This is a genomic window from Streptomyces sp. TSRI0107 (assembly GCF_001905845.1).
GTDB lineage: Bacteria > Actinomycetota > Actinomycetes > Streptomycetales > Streptomycetaceae > Streptomyces.
In genome coordinates this window covers 341,258-360,137 of the sequence record NZ_LIVZ01000006.1, presented here as the reverse complement: position 1 = coordinate 360,137, position 18,880 = coordinate 341,258, and the positions used below count along the sequence as shown (strand labels likewise).

The following is an 18,880-nucleotide window of genomic DNA, read 5'->3' as shown; positions in this document are numbered from 1 at the left end:
CTGCTTACGCCGTACGCGCAATCGGGTACGGTGTAAGCAATTAAGGCCCCAGAGCCCTGGGACCAAGGGGGAGAAGGGAAGACGATGGACGGTTACGCGGTACACGCCGAGGGCCTGGAGAAGCGGTACGGCGAGAAACGCGCCCTCGACGGCTTCGACCTGGCCGTCCGCGAGGGCACCGTGCACGGCCTGCTCGGCCCGAACGGCGCGGGCAAGACCACCGCCGTACGCATCCTGTCCACGCTGATCCGGCTCGACGGCGGACGGGCGACCGTGGCCGGACTGGACGTGGTCCGGCAGGCCCGCGAGGTCCGCGCCCGCATCGGCCTCACCGGCCAGTACGCGGCGGTGGACGAGGTGCTGACCGGCCGCCAGAACCTGGAGATGTTCGGACGTCTGTTCCACCTGGGCGGCAGGCGGGCCAAGCTCCGGGCGGCGGAACTGCTGGAGCAGTTCGACCTCACCGACGCCGCCGACAAGGGCGCCGGCGGCTACAGCGGCGGAATGCGCCGCCGCCTGGACCTGGCGGCGTCGATGATCCTCGCGCCCGCCGTGCTGTTCCTCGACGAACCGACGACGGGACTGGACCCGAGGAGCCGGGGCGAGGTCTGGGAGTCGGTGCGGGCGCTGGTGGCGAGCGGGACGACGGTCCTGCTGACCACCCAGTACCTGGAGGAGGCCGACAAGCTGGCCTCCCGGATCACCGTCATCGACCAGGGCCGGGCCATCGCCGACGACACCCCGGACGGCCTGAAGGACCGGGTCGGCGGCGACCGCATCGAGGTCGTCGTCGCCGAACGGGCGGACATCCCGCGCGTGGTGAAGGCGGTGGCCCGCGTCTCGGACGGCGAACCCGAGTCCGACGAGACGGAGGCACGGGTCCACGCCCCGGTGACCGACCGGGTGTCGGCCCTCACCGAGGTCGCCCGCACCCTCCAGGACGAGGGCGTGACGGTCGAGGACATCGGGCTGCGCAGGCCCAGCCTCGACGACGTGTTCCTGCGCCTGACCGGCCACCGCACGGAGACGAAGAAGGAGGCGGCGGAATGAGCGCCCTGCACCTCACCGAGGGCCCCACGCGGAGCCGCGCGTACTGGCTGCTGTCGGACTGCTGGAACATCGTCCGCCGCGGCCTCACCCACTACCAGCGCCAGCCGGTCAACATCGCCTGGCAGCTGGGCTTCCCGATCCTCTCGGTCCTGCTGTACGGCTACGTCTTCGGCAGCGCCATGAAGGTGCCCGGCGGCGGGGACTACAAGGACTTCCTGATGCCGGGCATGTTCGTGATGACCATGGCGTTCGGCTTCATCAACACGGCCACGGTCGTCGTCTACGACTCGACGAAGGGCGTCATCGACCGCTTCCGCTCGATGCCGATGGCGTCGTCGGCCGTGGTGGCCGGCCGGGGCGTGACCGACCTGCTGGTGGCCTGCGCGGAACTGGCCATCATGATGCTGACGGCCCTCGCCATGGGCTGGCGCCCGGACGGCGGCTGGGGCTTCCTCGCCGCGTTCGGCCTGCTGCTGTGGCTGCGGTTCGCCCTGATCTGGATCGGCGTCTGGCTGGGCCTGATCGTCCCGAACCCCGAGGCGGCCGGCGGCCTCTTCGCCGTCGCCTTCCCCCTCACCATGATCTCCAGCATCTTCGTCGCCCCGCAGCTGATGCCCGACTGGCTGGGCTGGGTGGCGGCCTGGAACCCCATCTCCTCCACGGCCGCCGCCACCCGCGAGCTGTTCGGCACGCCGGTCGGCGGCGGGGACTCGTGGGTCGAACAGCACGCGCTGCTGATGTCGGGGCTGTGGCCGCTGATCCTGACGGCGGTCTTCCTGCCGCTGGCGGTCGGGAGGTTTCAGAAACTGAGCCGCTGAGCCGCCGACGCGCGTGGCAGCATGCGGCCATGCCCTACTCCCATCCCACCGGCGAGTTCTCCATCACCACGCTGTACTCCGTGCCCGATGACGCCTGGTACCTGGAACTCGACCTCGTCGGCGGGCAGCGCAACCTCGTGACCGCGATCGTCCCCGACGAGGACCCGGCGCGGGAACCCACGGTGTGCTTCAACCCTGACGGGCCGCACCTGGACATCCCCTACGAGGTCGTGCGCTGGTTCATGGACCGGGTCGAGGCGGAGATCCGCACCTCCCGCGCCTGGATGCGGCTGCGACCCGAACTCGTCGACGTCATACACCGGTTGCGCCAGGAGTACCTGGGCGCCATCGACGACGACGAGTTCGAGCGGGTCATGACGGAACTGCGCCGCGAGGTCCCCGAGGCGGACCTCCCCGTCGTCGTCGCGGAGGCCTTCGGGCGGAACCCCGACGGCAGCGCACTGGACTGACCCCGGCACCGACCCCGGCGCCTGGCGGGAAACGACGAGGGGCGCCCGGATTCCACCGGGCGCCCCTTATCGACGTACTCGGAAGGTCAGAGCTTCTCGATCACGTAGTCGATGCACTTCGTCAGCGCCTCGACGTCCGCCGGCTCGACCGCCGGGAACATCGCGACGCGCAGCTGGTTGCGGCCCAGCTTGCGGTACGGCTCGGTGTCGACGACGCCGTTGGCGCGCAGCACCTTGGCGACGGCGGCGGCGTCGACCTCGTCGGTGAAGTCGATCGTGCCGATGACGGCCGAGCGCTTCGCCGGGTCGGTGACGAACGGGTTGGCGAACTTGACGTCCTCGGCCCAGCCGTACAGCGTGCGCGCGGACGTGTGGGTGCGGCGGACCGCCCAGTCCAGGCCGCCCTGGCCGTTGATCCACTCCAGCTGCTCGTTGAGCAGGAACAGGGTGGCCAGCGCCGGGGTGTTGTACGTCTGGTTCTTGCGGGAGTTGTCGATCGCCGTGGGGAGGCTGAAGAACTCCGGGATGTGCCGGCCGCTCGCGTGGATGCGCTCGGCGCGCTCGATGGCCGCCGGGGAGAACACGGCGATCCACAGCCCGCCGTCGGCGGCGAAGGACTTCTGCGGGGCGAAGTAGTAGACGTCGGTCTCGGCGATGTCGACCGGCAGGCCGCCCGCGCCGGACGTGGCGTCGACCAGCACGAGGGAACCCTCGTCGGCACCGGCCACCCGCTTGATCGGCATGGCGACACCGGTCGAGGTCTCGTTGTGGGTGAACGCGTAGACGTCCACGCCCGCCTCGGCGACCGGCTCCGGGTGGGTGCCGGGGTCGGCGGAGATGACGTCCGGCTCGGCCAGCCACGGGGCGAGCTTGGCGGCCTTGGCGAACTTGGAGGAGAACTCGCCGAAGCTGAGGTGCTGCGACTTGTTCTCGATCAGTCCGTGGGTCGCGATGTCCCAGAACGCGGTGGAGCCGCCGTTGCCGAGGATCACCTCGTAGCCCTCGGGGAGCTGGAACAGCTCGGAGATGCCCTCGCGGACCTTGCCGACCAGGTTCTTGACCGGGGCCTGGCGGTGGGAGGTGCCGAGCAGGGACGTACCGGTGGCGGCCAGGGCGTCCAGCGCCTCCACCCGCACCTTGGAGGGACCCGCGCCGAATCGACCGTCCGCGGGCTTGATGTCAGCAGGAATCTGGATCTCAGCCACGAGGCGGAGCGTATCCCCTCGGGTAAACCGGGCGGAAACGTGTCCGTTCGATGAGACGAGATCTCCACCCGCTGGGCCTGTGGAGAACTACGACGAAGTCCCGGCTCACCGTCACTGTCAGTGGCCGGATGCATCCTGGACGCATGACGGATGTCCCCGACGTTCTCGAAGCCGAACTCCGCGCCGCCGTCCGGGGCGAGGTGCGGTTCGACGTCACCGCGCGGGCGCTCACCACCATGGACGCGTCCAACTACCGCCGCGTCCCGCTGGGCGTCGTCGCGCCTCGCGACGCCGACGACGTGGCGGCGGTGCTGGAGGTGTGCCGGGAGCGCGGAGTGCCGGTCGTGGCCAGAGGCGGCGGCACGTCGATCGCGGGGCAGGCGACGGGAACGGGCGTCGTGCTGGACTTCACCCGGCACATGAACCGGCTGCTGTCCCTGGACGCCGGCACGCGCACGGCCGTCGTCCAGCCCGGACTCGTCCTCGACCGGCTCCAGGAGGCCGCCGCCCCGCACGGGCTGCGCTTCGGTCCCGACCCGTCCACGCACAGCCGCTGCACGCTCGGCGGAATGATCGGCAACAACTCCTGCGGTTCCCACTCGGTGGCCTGGGGCACCACCGCGGACAGCGTGCGGGAACTGTCGGTGATCACCGCGCGCGGACGGCGCCTGCGGCTCGGACAGGACTGGGCGGGGGCGCCCGAGGGCCTGCGGGAGCTGGCCGGGGGAGAACTGGCCCGGCTGCGCACCGGGTTCCCGGAGCTGCCCCGCCGCATCTCCGGCTACGCGCTGGACGCGCTGCTGCCGGAGCAGGGCTCCGACGTCGCCCGCTCGTTCTGCGGCTCCGAGGGCACCCTCGGAGTGCTGACGGAGGCCGTCGTACGGCTGGTGGAGGCCCCGCGCGCGCGGGCGCTGGCCGTGCTGGGGTACGCCGACGAGAGCGCCGCGGCGGAAGCGGCGGCCGGACTGCTGCCGCTCCGGCCGCTGACCGTGGAGGGCATGGCGGCCGACCTGGTGGCGGCCGCGACCGTACTGCCCGGGGGCGGCGCCTGGCTCTTCGTGGAGACGGGCGGGGAGACCGAAGCGCAGGCCCGGGCGCGCGCGGAGGCGGTCGTGCGGGCCGCCGACGTCGTCGACTCCCTGATCGTGACCGACCCGGCCGGGCAGCGCGCCCTGTGGCGCGTCCGGGAGGACGCGAGCGGCACGGCCACCCGGATGCCGGACGGCAGCGAGGCCTGGCCCGGCTGGGAGGACTGCGCGGTGCCGCCCGCCCGGCTGGGGGCGTACCTGCGCGACTTCCGGGCCCTGCTGGCCGCACACGGCCTGCGCGGCACGCCGTACGGGCACTTCGGGGACGGCTGCATCCACGTCCGGATCGACTTCGACCTGCTGACCGGGCCGGGCGTGGCCCGCTTCCGGCGGTTCTCGGAGGAACTGGCGGACCTGGTCGTGGCACACGGCGGCTCGCTGTCCGGGGAGCACGGGGACGGGCAGGCGCGGGCCGAGCTGCTGCCCAGGATGTACGGCACCGAGATGGTGGCACTGTTCGAGCGGGCCAAGGGCGTGTGGGACCCCGACGACCTCCTCAACCCCGGGATGCTGGTCCGCCCCGCCCGCCTCGACGACAACCTCCGCTTCGCCCCGCTGCCCCGCCGCCCGGTCGACGTGGCCTTCGGCTACCCCGCCGACGGCGGCGACTTCTCGGCGGCGGTACGGCGATGCGTGGGCGTGGCGAAATGCCGTACGGAGACGGCGGGCGGCCCCTCGGTGATGTGCCCGTCGTTCCGCGCGACCGGCGAGGAGGAGCACTCCACGCGCGGCCGGGCCCGGCTGCTGCACGAGATGCTGGCCGGCGAGGTGGTGACCGACGGCTGGCGCTCCACGGAGGTCCGGGACGCGCTCGACCTGTGCCTGTCCTGCAAGGGCTGCCGCTCGGACTGCCCGGTCGGCGTCGACATGGCCACGTACAAGGCGGAGTTCCTGCACCACCACTACGCCGGACGCCGCCGCCCCGCCGCCCACCACAGCATGGGCCGGCTCCCGGAATGGCTCCGCGCGGTGGACCGCACCCGCACGGCACCCCTGCTCAACGCCCTGGCCGGCGTACGGGCCCTCGCGCGGGCGGGCAAGCGGGTCGGCGGGATCGCGCCGGAACGGGAGATCCCGCGGCTGGCGCCGGAGACGTTCAGCCGGTGGTGGCGCAAGCGGCGCCCGGCCCCCGGCCGGCGGGACACACGGGTCGTGCTGTGGCCGGACACCTTCACGGACCACCTCACACCCGCCGTGGGCCGGTCGGCGGTCCGCGTACTGGAGGCGGCGGGCCTGGAAGTGACCCTGCCGCCGACGCGGGGCGGCCGGTCCCAGGTCTGCTGCGGGCTGACGTACGTCTCGACCGGCCAGCTGGACCGCGCCCGCACGGTCATGCGCCGCACGCTGGACGTGATGGTCCCGGTGCTGGAGACCGGCACACCGGTCGTGGTCCTCGAACCGAGCTGCGCCGCCGCGCTCCGCACCGACCTGCCCGAGCTGCTGCCGGACGACCCGCGCGCCGCCCGCCTCGCCGGCCGCGTCCTCACCTTCGCCGAGTCCCTGGACCGTCTCGCCCCCGACTGGACCCCGCCCCGCCTCGACCGCCCGGCAGTCGGCCAGACCCACTGCCACCAGCACGCCGTCCTCGGCGACGCCCCCGACCGCCGCCTGCGCGCCGCCGCGGGCCTGACCGGCGAACTGACGGGCGGCTGCTGCGGCCTGGCCGGGAACTTCGGCTTCGAGCGGGGCCACTACGAGGTATCGGCGGCCTGCGCGGAGGAACAACTGCTGCCGGCGGTACGGGAGGCACCCGAGGGGGCGGTGGTCCTGGCGGACGGCTTCTCCTGCCGGACCCAGCTGGAGCAGCTGGGCGGGGTGCGCGGGAGGCATTTGGCGGAGGTGTTGGCGGAGGGGTTGGGAGGGGCTGAGGGAGTAGTAGGGGAGGGGCTGAGGGAGTAGTAGGGAAGGGGCTGAGGGGGTAGTAGGGGGAGGGTCCGAGGTAAGTTGCATAACCGCTTCACACACCTGATCCAGTCCACTACCCTGGACTGCGGAGTACATCGCGATAGACGACGTTTTCAAGCCGATCACCTGGACCGCCCGTGACCACCCCCGAGACCGCCGCCGCGACCCCTGACGCCGCCGCCCCCTCCCCCGCTTCCGTCACGTCCACCCCCAGCCGCCTCGGCTCGCTCGGCCCCGTGGGCCTGGTGCTCGCGGGCGGGATCTCCGTGCAGTTCGGTGGCGCGCTCGCCGTACTGCTGATGCCGAAGGCCGGCGCCCTCGGAGTGGTGGCGCTGCGGCTGGCGGTGGCCGCGCTGGTGCTGCTGGTGGTCTGCCGGCCCCGGCTGCGCGGCTACTCGCGCGCCGACTGGTCCACGGTCGTCGTCTTCGGCATCACCATGGCCGGCATGAACGGCCTCTTCTACCAGTCCATCGACCGCATCCCGCTGGGCCCGGCCGTCACCCTGGAGGTGCTGGGCCCGCTCGCCCTCTCCGTCCTGGCCTCCCGCAGAGCCGTGAACCTGATCTGGGCGGGACTGGCCCTCGCGGGCGTCTTCCTGCTGGGCGGCGGAGGCTTCGACGACCTCGACCCGCTGGGCGTCGCCTTCGCGCTGGGCGCGGGCGTGATGTGGGCCGCGTACATCGTCTTCAGCGCGCGCACCGGCCGGCGCTTCCCGCAGGCCGACGGGCTGGCGCTGGCGATGGCGGTGGGCGCGCTGCTGTTCGTGCCGCTCGGCATCGCGGAGTCCGGCACCAAGCTGCTCGACCCGGTCACCCTCGGCCTCGGCGCGGGCGTCGCCGTCCTCTCCTCGGTCCTCCCCTACACCCTCGAACTCCTCGCCCTGCGCCGCCTGCCCGCCTCCACCTTCGCCGTCCTGATGAGCCTGGAGCCCGCCCTCGCCGCCACAGCCGGCTTCCTCATCCTCGACCAGGCCCTCACCACCGCCCAGGCCCTCGCGATCGCCCTGGTCATCGCGGCGAGCATGGGCGCGGTACGGACCCAGGTGGGCCGGGGGAAGGCGGGGCGGGGGAAGGCAGGGCGGGGGAAGGCAGGACGGGGGGACTCGGGGGCCTGACGGAGCACTGGCCGCTGATGAAGCGCAGGTGTTGGGCGATTCGGTGGCCGCGTGCCTGAGATGTGGCCGTTGGGGCCGCCCGCTTCTTGGTCAGTGTCGTGCTTCCGCGCCCCGAGTAAAGGGCGCTGCACTCCGCTGCGCTGCGTTGCGCGTCGCCTTCGCCGATGGGCCTTTGGCCCACCCTTGACTCGGCTCGCTCCAGCACGGGTGAGAAGCGAGCGGGCGGCCCGGAGAGGCGGTGGCCCTCTGCCGGTCTCCGGCACGGTGGGCCGGCCGGTTGACCGGCGGGCGTGGGGCGCGTCAGCGCCGCGGGGGCACGCCGGGAGCGGCTTGGCGGCTATCGGCTGGTGGGCAGGGCCGGTGGGCGGGGGCTGGTCGGCCCCTTGTTCTCTGCGCGGTCGGTGGTGGTTCGTTGGTGGTGTTGGAAGCTTTGGGACACCGGGTGAGGAGCGGGGCCTTCGGTATCGGCAGGGGGTGGCCCTGGCGGGGTGGCCCAAAGGTACCGATTGACCCCCTGCCCTGCCCCGCCCCGTCCTCCGGTGGCCAGCTCCACCCACCGGACCCCGGCCGCCACCCCCTCCCACCGGCGGACAGCCGCTGAGCCCGCCCGGCGTGCCGGCGAGGCGCTGACGCGCCCCCAGCCCCCACCCACCGGTGGCCGCTGAGCCGACCCGGCGTGCCGGCGAGGCGCTGACGCGCCCCCAGCCCCCACCCACCGGTGGCCGCTGAGCCGACCCGGCGTGCCGGCGAGGCGCTGACGCGCACCCCCAGCCCCCACCCACCGGTGGCCGCTCAGCCCACCCGGTGTGCCCCTGCGGCGCCGACGCGCCCCCGACCCCGGCCCGCATCCCAGCCAACACGTACGGCGTCTGCCTGGGCCCCCGTCTTTCCGGGCCGCCCGCTCGCTTCTTCCCCGGGCTGGAGCGGCCCGAGTCAAGGGTGGGCCGCAGGCCCATCGGCGGAGCCGACGCGGAGCCGTAGGCGCAGCGCCCTTTACTCGGGGCGCGGAAGCACGACACTGACCAAGAAGCGGGCGGCCCCAACAGCCACATCCCAAGCACGCGGCCACTCCATCCAGCCCAATTCATGCAAGCACGCTTGATTGTTTCTGCCCCCGCTGCCATGCTCCCCCTCATGGCCGACCCGACGCCCCTGTCCGTGTTCGACGACCTCCGTGCCGAAAGCGACGAACTCGACGACGCCGTGGCCGAGTTGGGGACGGAGCGCTGGGCGCTTCGGACGCCCGCGCCCGGCTGGACCGTCGCTCACCAGATCGCTCACCTCGCCTGGACCGACCACTCCGCGCTGCTCGCGGTGACGGACGAGGGCGGGTTCCGGGAGCTGGTGGAGAAGGCGCTCGCCGCGCCGGACTCCTTCGTGGACGAGGGCGCGGAGGAGGGCGCCCGGATGCCGCCCGCCGAGCTGCTGGCCCGCTGGCGGGAGGGCCGTACCGCCCTCGATCAGGCCCTGCGCGCCGCTCCGCCCGGCGCCCGCATCCCCTGGTACGGCCCGCCGATGTCCGCCGCGTCCATGGCCACCGCCCGCCTGATGGAGACCTGGGCCCACGGGCTCGACGTCGCGGACGCGCTCGGTGTCACCCGCCCGCCCACCGACCGGCTGCGCCACATCGCCCGGCTGGGCTTCCGCACCCGGGACTTCGCCCACGTCGTGCATCAAGTGCCCGTCCCCGAAGATCCCTTCCGCGTCGAGCTCGCCGCCCCCTCCGGCGAGCTCTGGGTCTACGGTCCCGAAGACGCCCCGCAACGCGTCACCGGGCCCGCGCTCGACTTCTGCCTCCTCGTCACCCAGCGGGCGAACCGCGCCGACCTCGCCCTGCGTGCCGAAGGCGCGGACGCCGACCGCTGGCTCGACATCGCGCAGGCCTTCGCGGGCCCGCCCGGCGCGGGGCGCCCGGCGAAGGGGGACGCGCGGTGAGCGTGCTCCGCGTCGGCAACGCCTCCGGCTTCTACGGCGACCGCTTCGACGCCCTGCGCGAGATGCTGACCGGCGGTGAGCTGGACGTCCTCACCGGTGACTATCTCGCCGAGCTGACCATGCTGATCCTGGCCCGCGACCGGCTGAAGGACCCGGACGCCGGGTACGCCCGTACGTTCCTGCGGCAGCTGGAGGACACCCTCGGACTCGCCCGCGAACGGGGCGTCCGCGTCGTCACCAACGCCGGCGGGCTGAACCCCGCCGGGCTCGCCGACGCCGTACGGCGGCTGGCCGGCCGGCTCGGCATACCCGTGCGGGTCGCGCACGTCGAGGGCGACGACCTCACCGCCGATCACCCCGGCAGCCTCGCCGCCCACGCCTATCTCGGCGGTTTCGGGATCGCCGCCGCCCTGCGCGAGGGCGCCGACGTCGTGGTCACCGGGCGGGTGACGGACGCCGCGCTGGTCACCGGGCCCGCCGCCGCCCACTTCGGGTGGGAGCCGACGGAGTACGACCGGCTCGCCGGTGCCGTCGTCGCCGGGCATGTGCTGGAGTGCGGGACGCAGGCCACCGGCGGCAACTACGCCTTCTTCCGGGACGGTGACGTCCGCCGGCCCGGCTTCCCGTTCGCCGAGATCCACGAGGACGGCAGCTCGGTGATCACCAAGCATCCCGGCACCGGCGGGTTCGTCGACGTCGGCACCGTCACCGCTCAGCTGCTGTACGAGACCGGGGGCGCCCGGTACGCGGGCCCGGACGTCACCGCGCGGCTGGACACCGTACGGCTCGCCCAGGACGGGCCCGACCGGGTGCGGATCGAAGGCGTCCGCGGGGAGGCTCCGCCGCCCGCCCTCAAGGTGGGCGTCAACCGGCTCGGCGGCTTCCGCAACGAGGTCGCGTTCGTGCTGACCGGGCTCGACATCGAGGAGAAGGCCGCGCTCGTGAAGGAGCAGATGGCCGACGCCCTCGCCAAGTCGCCGCCCGCCGGGATCCGCTGGGAGCTGTCCCGCACCGACCGGCCCGACGCCGGCACCGAGGAGACCGCCAGCGCCCTGCTCCGGCTGGTCGTCCGCGACCCCGACCAGGCCACCGTCGGACGGCCGCTGACCGCCGCCGCCGTGGAACTCGCCCTCGCCAGCTACCCCGGCTTCCATGTGCTGGCGCCACCGGAGAAGGGCGCGCCATATGGGGTGTTCGAGGATGTGTACGTCCCCCATGGTGCCGTCGACCATGTGGCCGTCCTCCATGACGGGCGCCGGGTCGCCGTAGCCCCGCCCCACGTCACGCGCCCGCTGGAGATGGTTCCGGAACCGGTACTTCCCGAGCCGCCGCCTCCCGGCCCCACCCGTTCCGCGCCCCTCGGCCTCGTCGCCGGGGCCCGCAGCGGGGACAAGGGCGGGAACGCCAACGTCGGGGTGTGGGCGCGGACCGACGACGCCTGGCGGTGGCTGGCCAGCACCCTCACCGTCGGCGTCTTCCGGCGGCTGCTGCCCGAGACCGCCGAGCTGACCGTCGTACGCCACACGCTCCCGAACCTGCGCGCCCTGAACTTCGTCGTCGAGGGGATCCTCGGCGAGGGCGTCGCCGCCCGGCACCGCTTCGACCCGCAGGCCAAGGCCCTCGGCGAATGGCTGCGCTCCCGCCACCTGGACATCCCGGAGGCCCTGCTGTGACGGTTCTCCCGACCGCCCTGGACACCCACGACCCCGCCTACGCGGCGAACCGCGAGGCCATGCTCGCCAAGCTCGCCGCACTCGACGCCGAGCACGCCAAGGCCCTCGCGGGCGGCGGTGAGAAGTACGTCGAACGGCACCGGCGGCGCGGCAAGCTGCTCGCCCGGGAGCGGATCGAGCTGCTGCTCGACCCGGACACCCCGTTCCTTGAGCTGTCCCCGCTGGCCGCGTGGGGGAGCGACTACGCCGTCGGCGCCTCGCTCGTCACCGGCATCGGTGTCGTCGAGGGCGTCGAGTGCCTGATCACCGCCAACGATCCCACCGTGCGCGGCGGTGCCAGCAACCCCTGGTCGCTGAAGAAGGCCCTGCGCGCCAACGACATCGCGCTCGCCAACCGGCTGCCGTGCGTCAGCCTGGTGGAGTCCGGGGGCGCCGATCTGCCGTCCCAGAAGGAGATCTTCATCCCCGGCGGCGCCATCTTCCGGGACATCACACGGCTGTCCGCCGCCGGCATCCCGACCGTCGCCGTCGTCTTCGGCAACTCGACCGCCGGGGGCGCGTACGTTCCCGGCATGTCCGACCACGTGATCATGGTCAAGGAGCGGGCGAAGGTGTTCCTCGGCGGGCCGCCGCTGGTGAAGATGGCCACCGGTGAGGAGAGCGACGACGAGTCGCTGGGCGGCGCCGGGATGCACGCGCGCGTGTCGGGTCTCGCCGACTACTTCGCCGTCGACGAGCGGGACGCCCTGCGGCAGGCACGACGGGTCGTCGCCCGCCTCAATCACCGCAAGGCGTACCCGGAGCCCGGACCGGCCGAGCCGCCCAAGTACGACGCGGAGGAGCTGCTGGGCGTCGTCCCCGGCGATCTGAAGATCCCCTTCGATCCGCGCGAGGTGATCGCCCGGATCGTCGACGGCTCCGACTTCGACGAGTTCAAGCCGCTGTACGGCACCAGCCTGGCCACCGGCTGGGCGAGCCTGCACGGCTACCCGGTCGGCATCCTCGCCAACGCGCAGGGGGTGCTGTTCAGCGAGGAGTCGCAGAAGGCAGCCCAGTTCATCCAGCTCGCCAACCAGCGCGACATCCCGCTGCTCTTCCTGCACAACACCACTGGCTACATGGTCGGCAGCCGCTACGAGCAGGGCGGCATCATCAAGCACGGCTCGATGATGATCAACGCGGTCTCCAACTCGCGGGTGCCGCACCTGTCCGTGCTCATGGGCGCCTCCTACGGCGCCGGGCACTACGGCATGTGCGGGCGGGCCTACGACCCGCGCTTCCTGTTCGCCTGGCCCAGCGCCAAGTCGGCCGTGATGGGCCCGCAGCAGCTCGCGGGCGTCCTGTCGATCGTCGCCCGCCAGTCGGCGGCCGCCAAGGGGCAGCCGTACGACGACGAGGCCGACGCCGCCCTGCGGGCGATGGTGGAGCAGCAGATCGAGTCCGAGTCGCTGCCGATGTTCCTGTCCGGGCGGCTGTACGACGACGGCGTCATCGACCCGCGCGACACCCGCACCGTCCTCGGCATGTGCCTGTCCGCCGTCCACACCGCGCCCTACGAGGGTGTGCGGGGCGGCTTCGGCGTCTTCCGGATGTGAGGGACCCAGTGATCACTTCTGTGCTCGTCGCCAACCGGGGCGAGATCGCCTGCCGCGTCTTCCGCACCTGCCGTGAGTTGGGAATCCGGACGGTCGCGGTGTACTCCGACGCCGACGAAAGCGCCCTCCACGCGCGCGTGGCCGACACGGCGGTACGACTGCCGGGAGCGGCCCCCGCCGACACCTACCTGCGCGGCGACCTCATCGTGAAGGCGGCCCTCGCGGCCGGCGCCGACGCCGTGCACCCCGGCTACGGCTTCCTCTCCGAGAACCCCGGCTTCGCCCGCGCGGTCCTCGACGCGGGCCTGGTGTGGATCGGCCCGCCGCCGGAGGCCATCGAGGCCATGGCGTCCAAGACCCGCGCCAAGGAGCTGCTGGGCATCGCCCCGCTGCGGGACGTCACCGACGCCGACCTGCCGGTGCTGGTGAAGGCGGCGGCCGGCGGCGGCGGACGCGGCATGCGGGTCGTGCGGCGCCTCGCCGACCTGGAGGGCGAGCTGACCGCCGCCCGCGCGGAGGCGCTGGCCGCGTTCGGCGACGACGAGGTGTTCGTCGAGCCGTACGTGGAGGACGGCCGGCACGTCGAGGTGCAGGTCCTCGCCGACACGCACGGCACGGTGTGGGCGCTGGGCACCCGCGACTGCTCCCTCCAGCGCCGCCACCAGAAGGTGATCGAGGAGGCCCCGGCGCCGGGCCTGACGCCCGAACTCGCCGACGACCTGCACGCGACCGCCGTACGCGCCGCCCGCGCGGTCGGCTACACCGGCGCCGGCACGGTCGAGTTCCTGGTCGCCGGCGGCAAGGCGCACTTCCTGGAGATGAACACCCGCCTCCAGGTCGAGCACCCCGTCACCGAGGCCGTCTTCGGCGTCGACCTGGTCGCCCTGCAGATCCGCGTCGCCGAGGGCCACGCCCTGGACGACGACCCGCCACGCGCGCGTGGTCACGCCGTAGAGGCCCGCCTCTACGCCGAGGACCCGGCGAACGGCTGGGCCCCGCAGACCGGCACCCTGCACCGCCTCGCCGTCCCGGACTCCGTCCGCCTGGACACCGGCTACACCGACGGCGACCCGATCGGCGTCCACTACGACCCCCTCCTCGCCAAGGCCGTCGCCCACGCGCCCACCCGCGCGGAGGCCGTCCGCAAGCTGGCCGGCGCCCTGGCGGAGGCGGCGGTCCACGGCCCGGTCACCAACCGGGACCTGCTGGTGCGCTCCCTGCGCCACAAGGAGTTCACGTCCGCCGCCATGGACACCGGCTTCTACGAGCGCCACCTGCCCGAACTGACCGAGCCCGCCCCCGATCCGCACGCCCCGCTCGCCGCCGCCCTCGCCGACGCCCACGGCCGCTCCCGCTTCGGCGGCTGGCGCAATGTGCCGTCCCAGCCGCAGACCAAGCGGTACGCGATGGCGGGCGAGGAACACGAGGTCCGCTACCGGCACACCCGCGCGGGCGGCCTGGAGGCCGACGGAGTGCGGGTCCTGCACGCCGACGCACGTCTCGTCGTCCTCGAAGTGGACGGCGTACGGCGGAAGTACGCGGTGGCCCGGTACGGCGACACCGTCCACGTCAACCAGACCGCTCTGCACGCCCTTCCCCGCTTCCCCGACCCGACCGCCCAGCACGCCCCGGGCTCCCTGCTCGCCCCCATGCCCGGCACCGTCGTCCGCATCGCCGACGGCCTGACCGAGGGAGCCGCCGTGGAGGCCGGCCAGCCCCTGCTGTGGCTGGAGGCGATGAAGATGCAGCACCAGATCGCAGCCCCCGCGACGGGAACGCTGACGGCGCTGCACGCGACGCCGGGACAGCAAGTGGAGCTGGGCGCACTCTTGGCGGTCGTCGACACAGACGCCCCTTAGGGGCGCGGGGCTGTATCGATATGCGGCTCCGCCGCGTGAGCGCGATCAACCACGGATAACCCGCAGTCCGAAGGAGCTCAGTGACCACCCTCATCGAATCCGAAGACCACAAGGCCCTCCGAAACGCGGTAGCCGCCCTCGGCGCCCGCCACGGCCGCGACCACGTCCGCGAACAACTCTGGTCCGAGGCAGGCAAACTCGGCTACCTCGGCGTCAACCTGCCGGAGGCATACGGCGGCGGAGGCGGCGGCATCGCCGAACTCTCCATCGTCCTCGAAGAGCTCGGCGCCGCCGGCGCCCCCCTCCTCATGCTCATCGTCTCCCCGGCGATCTGCGGCACGGTGATCGCCCGCTTCGGCACGGAGGAGCAGAAACGCGCATGGCTGCCCGGCCTCGCCGACGGCACCCGCACCATGGCGTTCGGCATCACCGAGCCCGACGCCGGATCCAACAGCCACCGCATCACCACCACGGCCCGCCGCGACGGCGCCGACTGGCTCCTGACGGGCCGGAAGGTCTTCGTCTCCGGCGTCGACATAGCCGACGCCACCCTCATCGTCGGCCGCACCGAGGACGCCCGCACCGGCCGCCTGAAGCCCTGCCTGTTCATCGTCCCCCGGGACGCGCCCGGCTTCGGACGCCGCAAGATCGACATGGAACTCGCCGCGCAGGAGAAGCAGTTCGAACTCACCCTGGACGACGTCCGGCTGCCCGCCGAAGCCCTGGTCGGCGACGAGGACGCGGGCCTGCTGCAACTGTTCGCCGGCCTCAACCCCGAGCGCATCATGACCGCCGCGTTCGCGATCGGCATGGGCCGCTACGCGATCGGCAAGGCCGTCGAGTACGCCCGCGACCGCACCGTCTTCAAGTCCCCCATCGGCGCCCACCAGGCCATCGCCCACCCCCTCGCGCAGGCGCACATCGACCTCGAACTGGCCCGCCTGATGATGCAGAAGGCGGCCCACCTGTACGACGCGGGGGACGACGCGGGCGCCGGCGAGGCCGCCAACATGGCCAAGTACGCGGCCGGGGAGGCCTGCGCGAAGGCCGTCGACCAGGCCGTGCACACCCTCGGCGGCAACGGACTCACCCGCGAGTTCGGCCTCGCCTCGCTCATCACGGCCGCACGCGTGGCTCGTATCGCACCGGTGAGCCGGGAGATGATCCTGAACTACGTTTCCCACCAGACCCTGGGTCTGCCCAAGTCGTACTGACACCGCCCGCGTCCCGTCCGGCACAGCGTTGTGCGAGGAGGAACCGATGTTCCGCAGCGAGTACGCAGACGTCCCGCCCGTCCACCTGCCCATCCACGAGGCGGTCCTCGGCCGGGCCGCCGAATTCGGTGACGCGCCCGCGCTCATCGACGGCACCGACGGCACCACCCTCTCGTACGAGCAGGTGGACCGGTTCCACCGGCGGGTCGCCGCCGCGCTCGCCGAGGCCGGCGTCCGCAAGGGCGACGTCCTCGCCCTGCACAGCCCCAACACCATCGCGTTCCCCACCGCGTTCTACGCCGCCACCCGCGCCGGAGCCACCGTCACCACGGTGCACCCGCTCGCCACCGCCGAGGAGTTCGCCAAACAGCTCGGCGACTCGGCGGCCCGCTGGATCGTCACCGTCTCCCCGCTGCTCGACACCGCCCGCCGCGCCGCCCGGCTCGCGGGCGGCGTCCGGGAGATCTTCGTCTGCGACAGCGCGCCCGGACACCGCTCGCTGATCGACATGCTGGCGTCCACGGCCCCCGAGCCCGCCGTCGCCATCGACCCCGCCGAGGACGTGGCCGTCCTGCCGTACTCCTCGGGCACCACCGGCACGCCCAAGGGCGTGATGCTCACCCACCGGCAGATCGCCACCAACCTCGCCCAGCTCGAACCCGCCATCGACGCCAAGCCCGGCGAGCGCATCCTCGCCGTGCTGCCGTTCTTCCACATCTACGGGCTGACCGCCCTGATGAACGCGCCCCTCAGGAAGGGCGCCACCGTCGTCGTACTGCCCCGCTTCGACCTGGAGACCTTCCTCGCCGCCATCCAGAACCACCGCATCACCGGCCTGTACGTCGCCCCGCCGATCGTCCTCGCCCTCGCCAAGCACCCCCTGGTCGCCCAGTACGACCTGTCCTCCCTGCGGTACGTCATCAGCGCCGCCGCCCCCCTGGACGCCGACCTCGCCCAGGCCTGCGCCCGGCGCCTGAACCTGCCGCCCGTCGGCCAGGCGTACGGCATGACGGAACTGTCCCCCGGCACCCACGTCGTCCCGCTCGACGCCATGCGGGACGCGCCCGCCGGAGCCGTCGGCAAGCTGATAGCCGGCACCGAGATGCGCATCGTCTCCCTCGACGACCCCGGCAAGGACCTCGGCCCCGGCGAGAGCGGTGAGATCCTCATCCGCGGCCCCCAGGTCATGAAGGGCTACCTGGGCCGCCCCGACGCCACCGCCGCCATGATCGACCCCGACGGCTGGCTGCACACCGGAGACGTCGGCCACGTCGATGACGACGGCTGGCTGTTCGTCGTCGACCGCGTCAAGGAACTGATCAAGTACAAGGGCTTCCAGGTCGCGCCCGCCGAACTGGAGGCGCTGCTCCTCACCCACCCCGGCATCGCCGACGCCGCCGTCATCGGCGTCTACGACGACAACGGCAACGAGGTCCCCCGCGCGTACGTGGTCCGCCAGCCGAACGCGGCCGGCCTCTCCGAAGGAGAGGTCCTGATGTACGTCGCCGAACGCGTCGCCCCCTACAAACGCGTCCGCCAGGTCGCCTTCATCGACACCGTGCCCCGGGCCACCTCCGGGAAGATCCTCCGCCGCGAACTCAGGGAGCGGACATGAGCCTCATCCGCCGTACGCGCACACGGGGCGTCGAGACCCTCGCCCTGGACTCGCCCGGCAACCGCAACGCCCTGTCCGCGGCCCTCGTGGGCGAACTCGCCGACGCGCTCACCGAGTGCGGCAAGGACAACGACGTCCGCGCGGTCGTCCTCACCCACACCGGCAACACCTTCAGCGCGGGCGCCGACCTGCGCGACCCGCCCGACCCCGACGCCCTCGTCGCCCTCCTCAGGCAGCTCGTCGAACTGCCCAGACCGGTCGTCGCCCGCGTCACCGGACACGTCCGCGCGGGCGGCCTCGGCCTGCTCGCCGCCTGCGACATCGCCGTAGCCGCCCACACGGCCACGTTCGCCTTCACCGAGGTGCGGATCGGCGTCGCGCCCGCGGTGATCTCCCTGCCCCTGCTGCCCCGCACCGACCCCCGCGCCCTCGCCCGCCACTACCTCACCGGAGAGCGCTTCGACGCGGCCGAGGCGACCCGTATCGGCCTGCTCACCGCGGCCGGCGACGACGTGGACGACGTACTCGCCCCCGTCCTCGACGGCCTCAGGCGCTCCGCACCCGAGGCCCTGGCCGAGACGAAACGGCTGCTCACGGCTAGGGTGCTGGAAGCCTTCGACCGGGACGCGGCCGAACTGACCGCGCTCTCGACCCGGCTGTTCTCCTCACCGCACGCCCGCGAGGGGATGACGGCCTTCCTGGAACGACGGGATCCCGAATGGGTGCTGTGACGGAATGAGTGCAGTGACGACAGTCGACCGCGTCCCCAAGCAGGACCGCAGCCGGGCCACCCGGCAGCGGCTGCTGGCCGCCGCCGTGGCCTGCCTCGCCGAACACGGCTGGGCGGGCTCCACGGTCTCCGTCGTCGCCGAACGCGCCGGCGTCTCCCGCGGCGCCGCCCAGCACCACTTCCCGACCCGCGAGGACCTGTTCACCGCCGCCGTCGAGTACGTCGCCGAGGAACGCTCCGGCGCCCTGCGCGCCCTCTTCCCCGAGGGCGCGGCAGGCGACCGCCACGCCGTCGTCGCCGCCCTCGTCGACCTCTACACCGGACCCCTCTTCCGCGCGGCCCTGCACCTGTGGGTCGCCGCCTCCGACGAGGAGCAGCTGCGGCCCCGCGTCACCGAACTCGAAGCCCGCGTCGGCCGCGAGACCCACCGCATCGCCGTCGAACTCCTCGGCGCCGACGAGACCCGCCCCGGCGTCCGTGAGACCGTGCAGGGCCTGCTGGACATGGCCCGCGGTCTCGGTCTCGCCAACCTCCTCACCGACGACGCCCCGCGCCGCGACCGGGTGGTGGCCCAGTGGGCGGCGCTGCTGGACGGGGCGCTGGACTGA

14 protein-coding genes are annotated in these 18,880 nt (G+C 73.1%); 13 read left to right on the top strand and 1 reads right to left on the bottom strand.

Going from position 1 to position 18,880, the window contains the following annotated elements; all coding sequences use genetic code 11:
• The first annotated feature begins 84 nt into the window (after nucleotides 1-84).
• The 3 genes from AMK31_RS18190 to AMK31_RS18180 are packed head-to-tail and all read left to right on the top strand — an operon-like array spanning nucleotide 85 to nucleotide 2,338.
• Entirely contained in the window at nucleotides 85-1,050 is a 966-nt protein-coding gene (locus tag AMK31_RS18190) for an ATP-binding cassette domain-containing protein (RefSeq protein ID WP_073941588.1), read from the top strand.
• Nucleotides 1,047-1,868 (top strand): ABC transporter permease, encoded by an 822-nt coding sequence (locus AMK31_RS18185; protein WP_073941587.1) that lies wholly within the window; start codon nucleotides 1,047-1,049, stop codon nucleotides 1,866-1,868. Before AMK31_RS18190 ends, AMK31_RS18185 begins: the two co-directional genes overlap by 4 nt.
• A gap of 29 nt (nucleotides 1,869-1,897) precedes the next feature.
• Nucleotides 1,898-2,338, top strand: a complete 441-nt coding sequence (locus AMK31_RS18180; RefSeq protein ID WP_073941586.1) for a hypothetical protein — start codon at nucleotides 1,898-1,900, stop codon at nucleotides 2,336-2,338.
• Between the two features lie 86 nt (nucleotides 2,339-2,424).
• On the opposite strand, the gene serC is transcribed toward AMK31_RS18180, so the two are convergent.
• Nucleotides 2,425-3,543: a phosphoserine transaminase gene (gene serC / locus AMK31_RS18175; protein ID WP_073941585.1), complete on the bottom strand. Its 1,119-nt coding sequence runs from the start codon at nucleotides 3,541-3,543 to the stop codon at nucleotides 2,425-2,427.
• Between the two features lie 143 nt (nucleotides 3,544-3,686).
• Between serC and AMK31_RS18170 the strand changes: the two genes are divergently transcribed.
• The 10 genes from AMK31_RS18170 (at nucleotide 3,687) to AMK31_RS18125 (ending at nucleotide 18,880) form a co-directional block, all read left to right on the top strand.
• On the top strand, nucleotides 3,687-6,530 hold the full coding sequence (locus tag AMK31_RS18170) for an FAD-binding and (Fe-S)-binding domain-containing protein (protein WP_073941584.1): 2,844 nt from the start codon (nucleotides 3,687-3,689) through the stop codon (nucleotides 6,528-6,530).
• 143 nt (nucleotides 6,531-6,673) lie between these two features.
• Entirely contained in the window at nucleotides 6,674-7,651 is a 978-nt protein-coding gene (locus AMK31_RS18165) for an EamA family transporter (protein WP_073941583.1), read from the top strand.
• 1,134 nt (nucleotides 7,652-8,785) lie between these two features.
• Nucleotides 8,786-9,586 carry a TIGR03084 family metal-binding protein gene (locus AMK31_RS18160; RefSeq protein WP_073941802.1) on the top strand — a complete coding sequence of 267 codons (801 nt, stop codon included), beginning with the start codon at nucleotides 8,786-8,788 and terminating at the stop codon, nucleotides 9,584-9,586.
• On the top strand, nucleotides 9,583-11,259 hold the full coding sequence (locus AMK31_RS18155) for an acyclic terpene utilization AtuA family protein (RefSeq protein ID WP_073941582.1): 1,677 nt from the start codon (nucleotides 9,583-9,585) through the stop codon (nucleotides 11,257-11,259). The genes AMK31_RS18160 and AMK31_RS18155 overlap by 4 nt, the downstream gene beginning before the upstream one ends.
• On the top strand, nucleotides 11,256-12,854 hold the full coding sequence (locus AMK31_RS18150; RefSeq protein ID WP_073941581.1) for an acyl-CoA carboxylase subunit beta: 1,599 nt from the start codon (nucleotides 11,256-11,258) through the stop codon (nucleotides 12,852-12,854). The genes AMK31_RS18155 and AMK31_RS18150 overlap by 4 nt, the downstream gene beginning before the upstream one ends.
• A gap of 8 nt (nucleotides 12,855-12,862) precedes the next feature.
• Nucleotides 12,863-14,713 (top strand): acetyl/propionyl/methylcrotonyl-CoA carboxylase subunit alpha, encoded by a 1,851-nt coding sequence (locus AMK31_RS18145; RefSeq protein WP_073941580.1) that lies wholly within the window; start codon nucleotides 12,863-12,865, stop codon nucleotides 14,711-14,713.
• A gap of 80 nt (nucleotides 14,714-14,793) precedes the next feature.
• Nucleotides 14,794-15,927, top strand: a complete 1,134-nt coding sequence (locus AMK31_RS18140) for an acyl-CoA dehydrogenase family protein (protein ID WP_073941579.1) — start codon at nucleotides 14,794-14,796, stop codon at nucleotides 15,925-15,927.
• Nucleotides 15,928-15,973: 46 nt separating this feature from the next.
• Nucleotides 15,974-17,542 carry a 4-coumarate--CoA ligase family protein gene (locus AMK31_RS18135; protein WP_073941578.1) on the top strand — a complete coding sequence of 523 codons (1,569 nt, stop codon included), beginning with the start codon at nucleotides 15,974-15,976 and terminating at the stop codon, nucleotides 17,540-17,542.
• The gene (locus AMK31_RS18130; protein WP_073941577.1) at nucleotides 17,539-18,273 is read left to right on the top strand and encodes an enoyl-CoA hydratase family protein; all 735 of its coding nucleotides are present in this window, start codon (nucleotides 17,539-17,541) and stop codon (nucleotides 18,271-18,273) included. Before AMK31_RS18135 ends, AMK31_RS18130 begins: the two co-directional genes overlap by 4 nt.
• A 4-nt stretch (nucleotides 18,274-18,277) precedes the next feature.
• On the top strand, nucleotides 18,278-18,880 hold the full coding sequence (locus tag AMK31_RS18125) for a TetR/AcrR family transcriptional regulator (protein WP_073941576.1): 603 nt from the start codon (nucleotides 18,278-18,280) through the stop codon (nucleotides 18,878-18,880).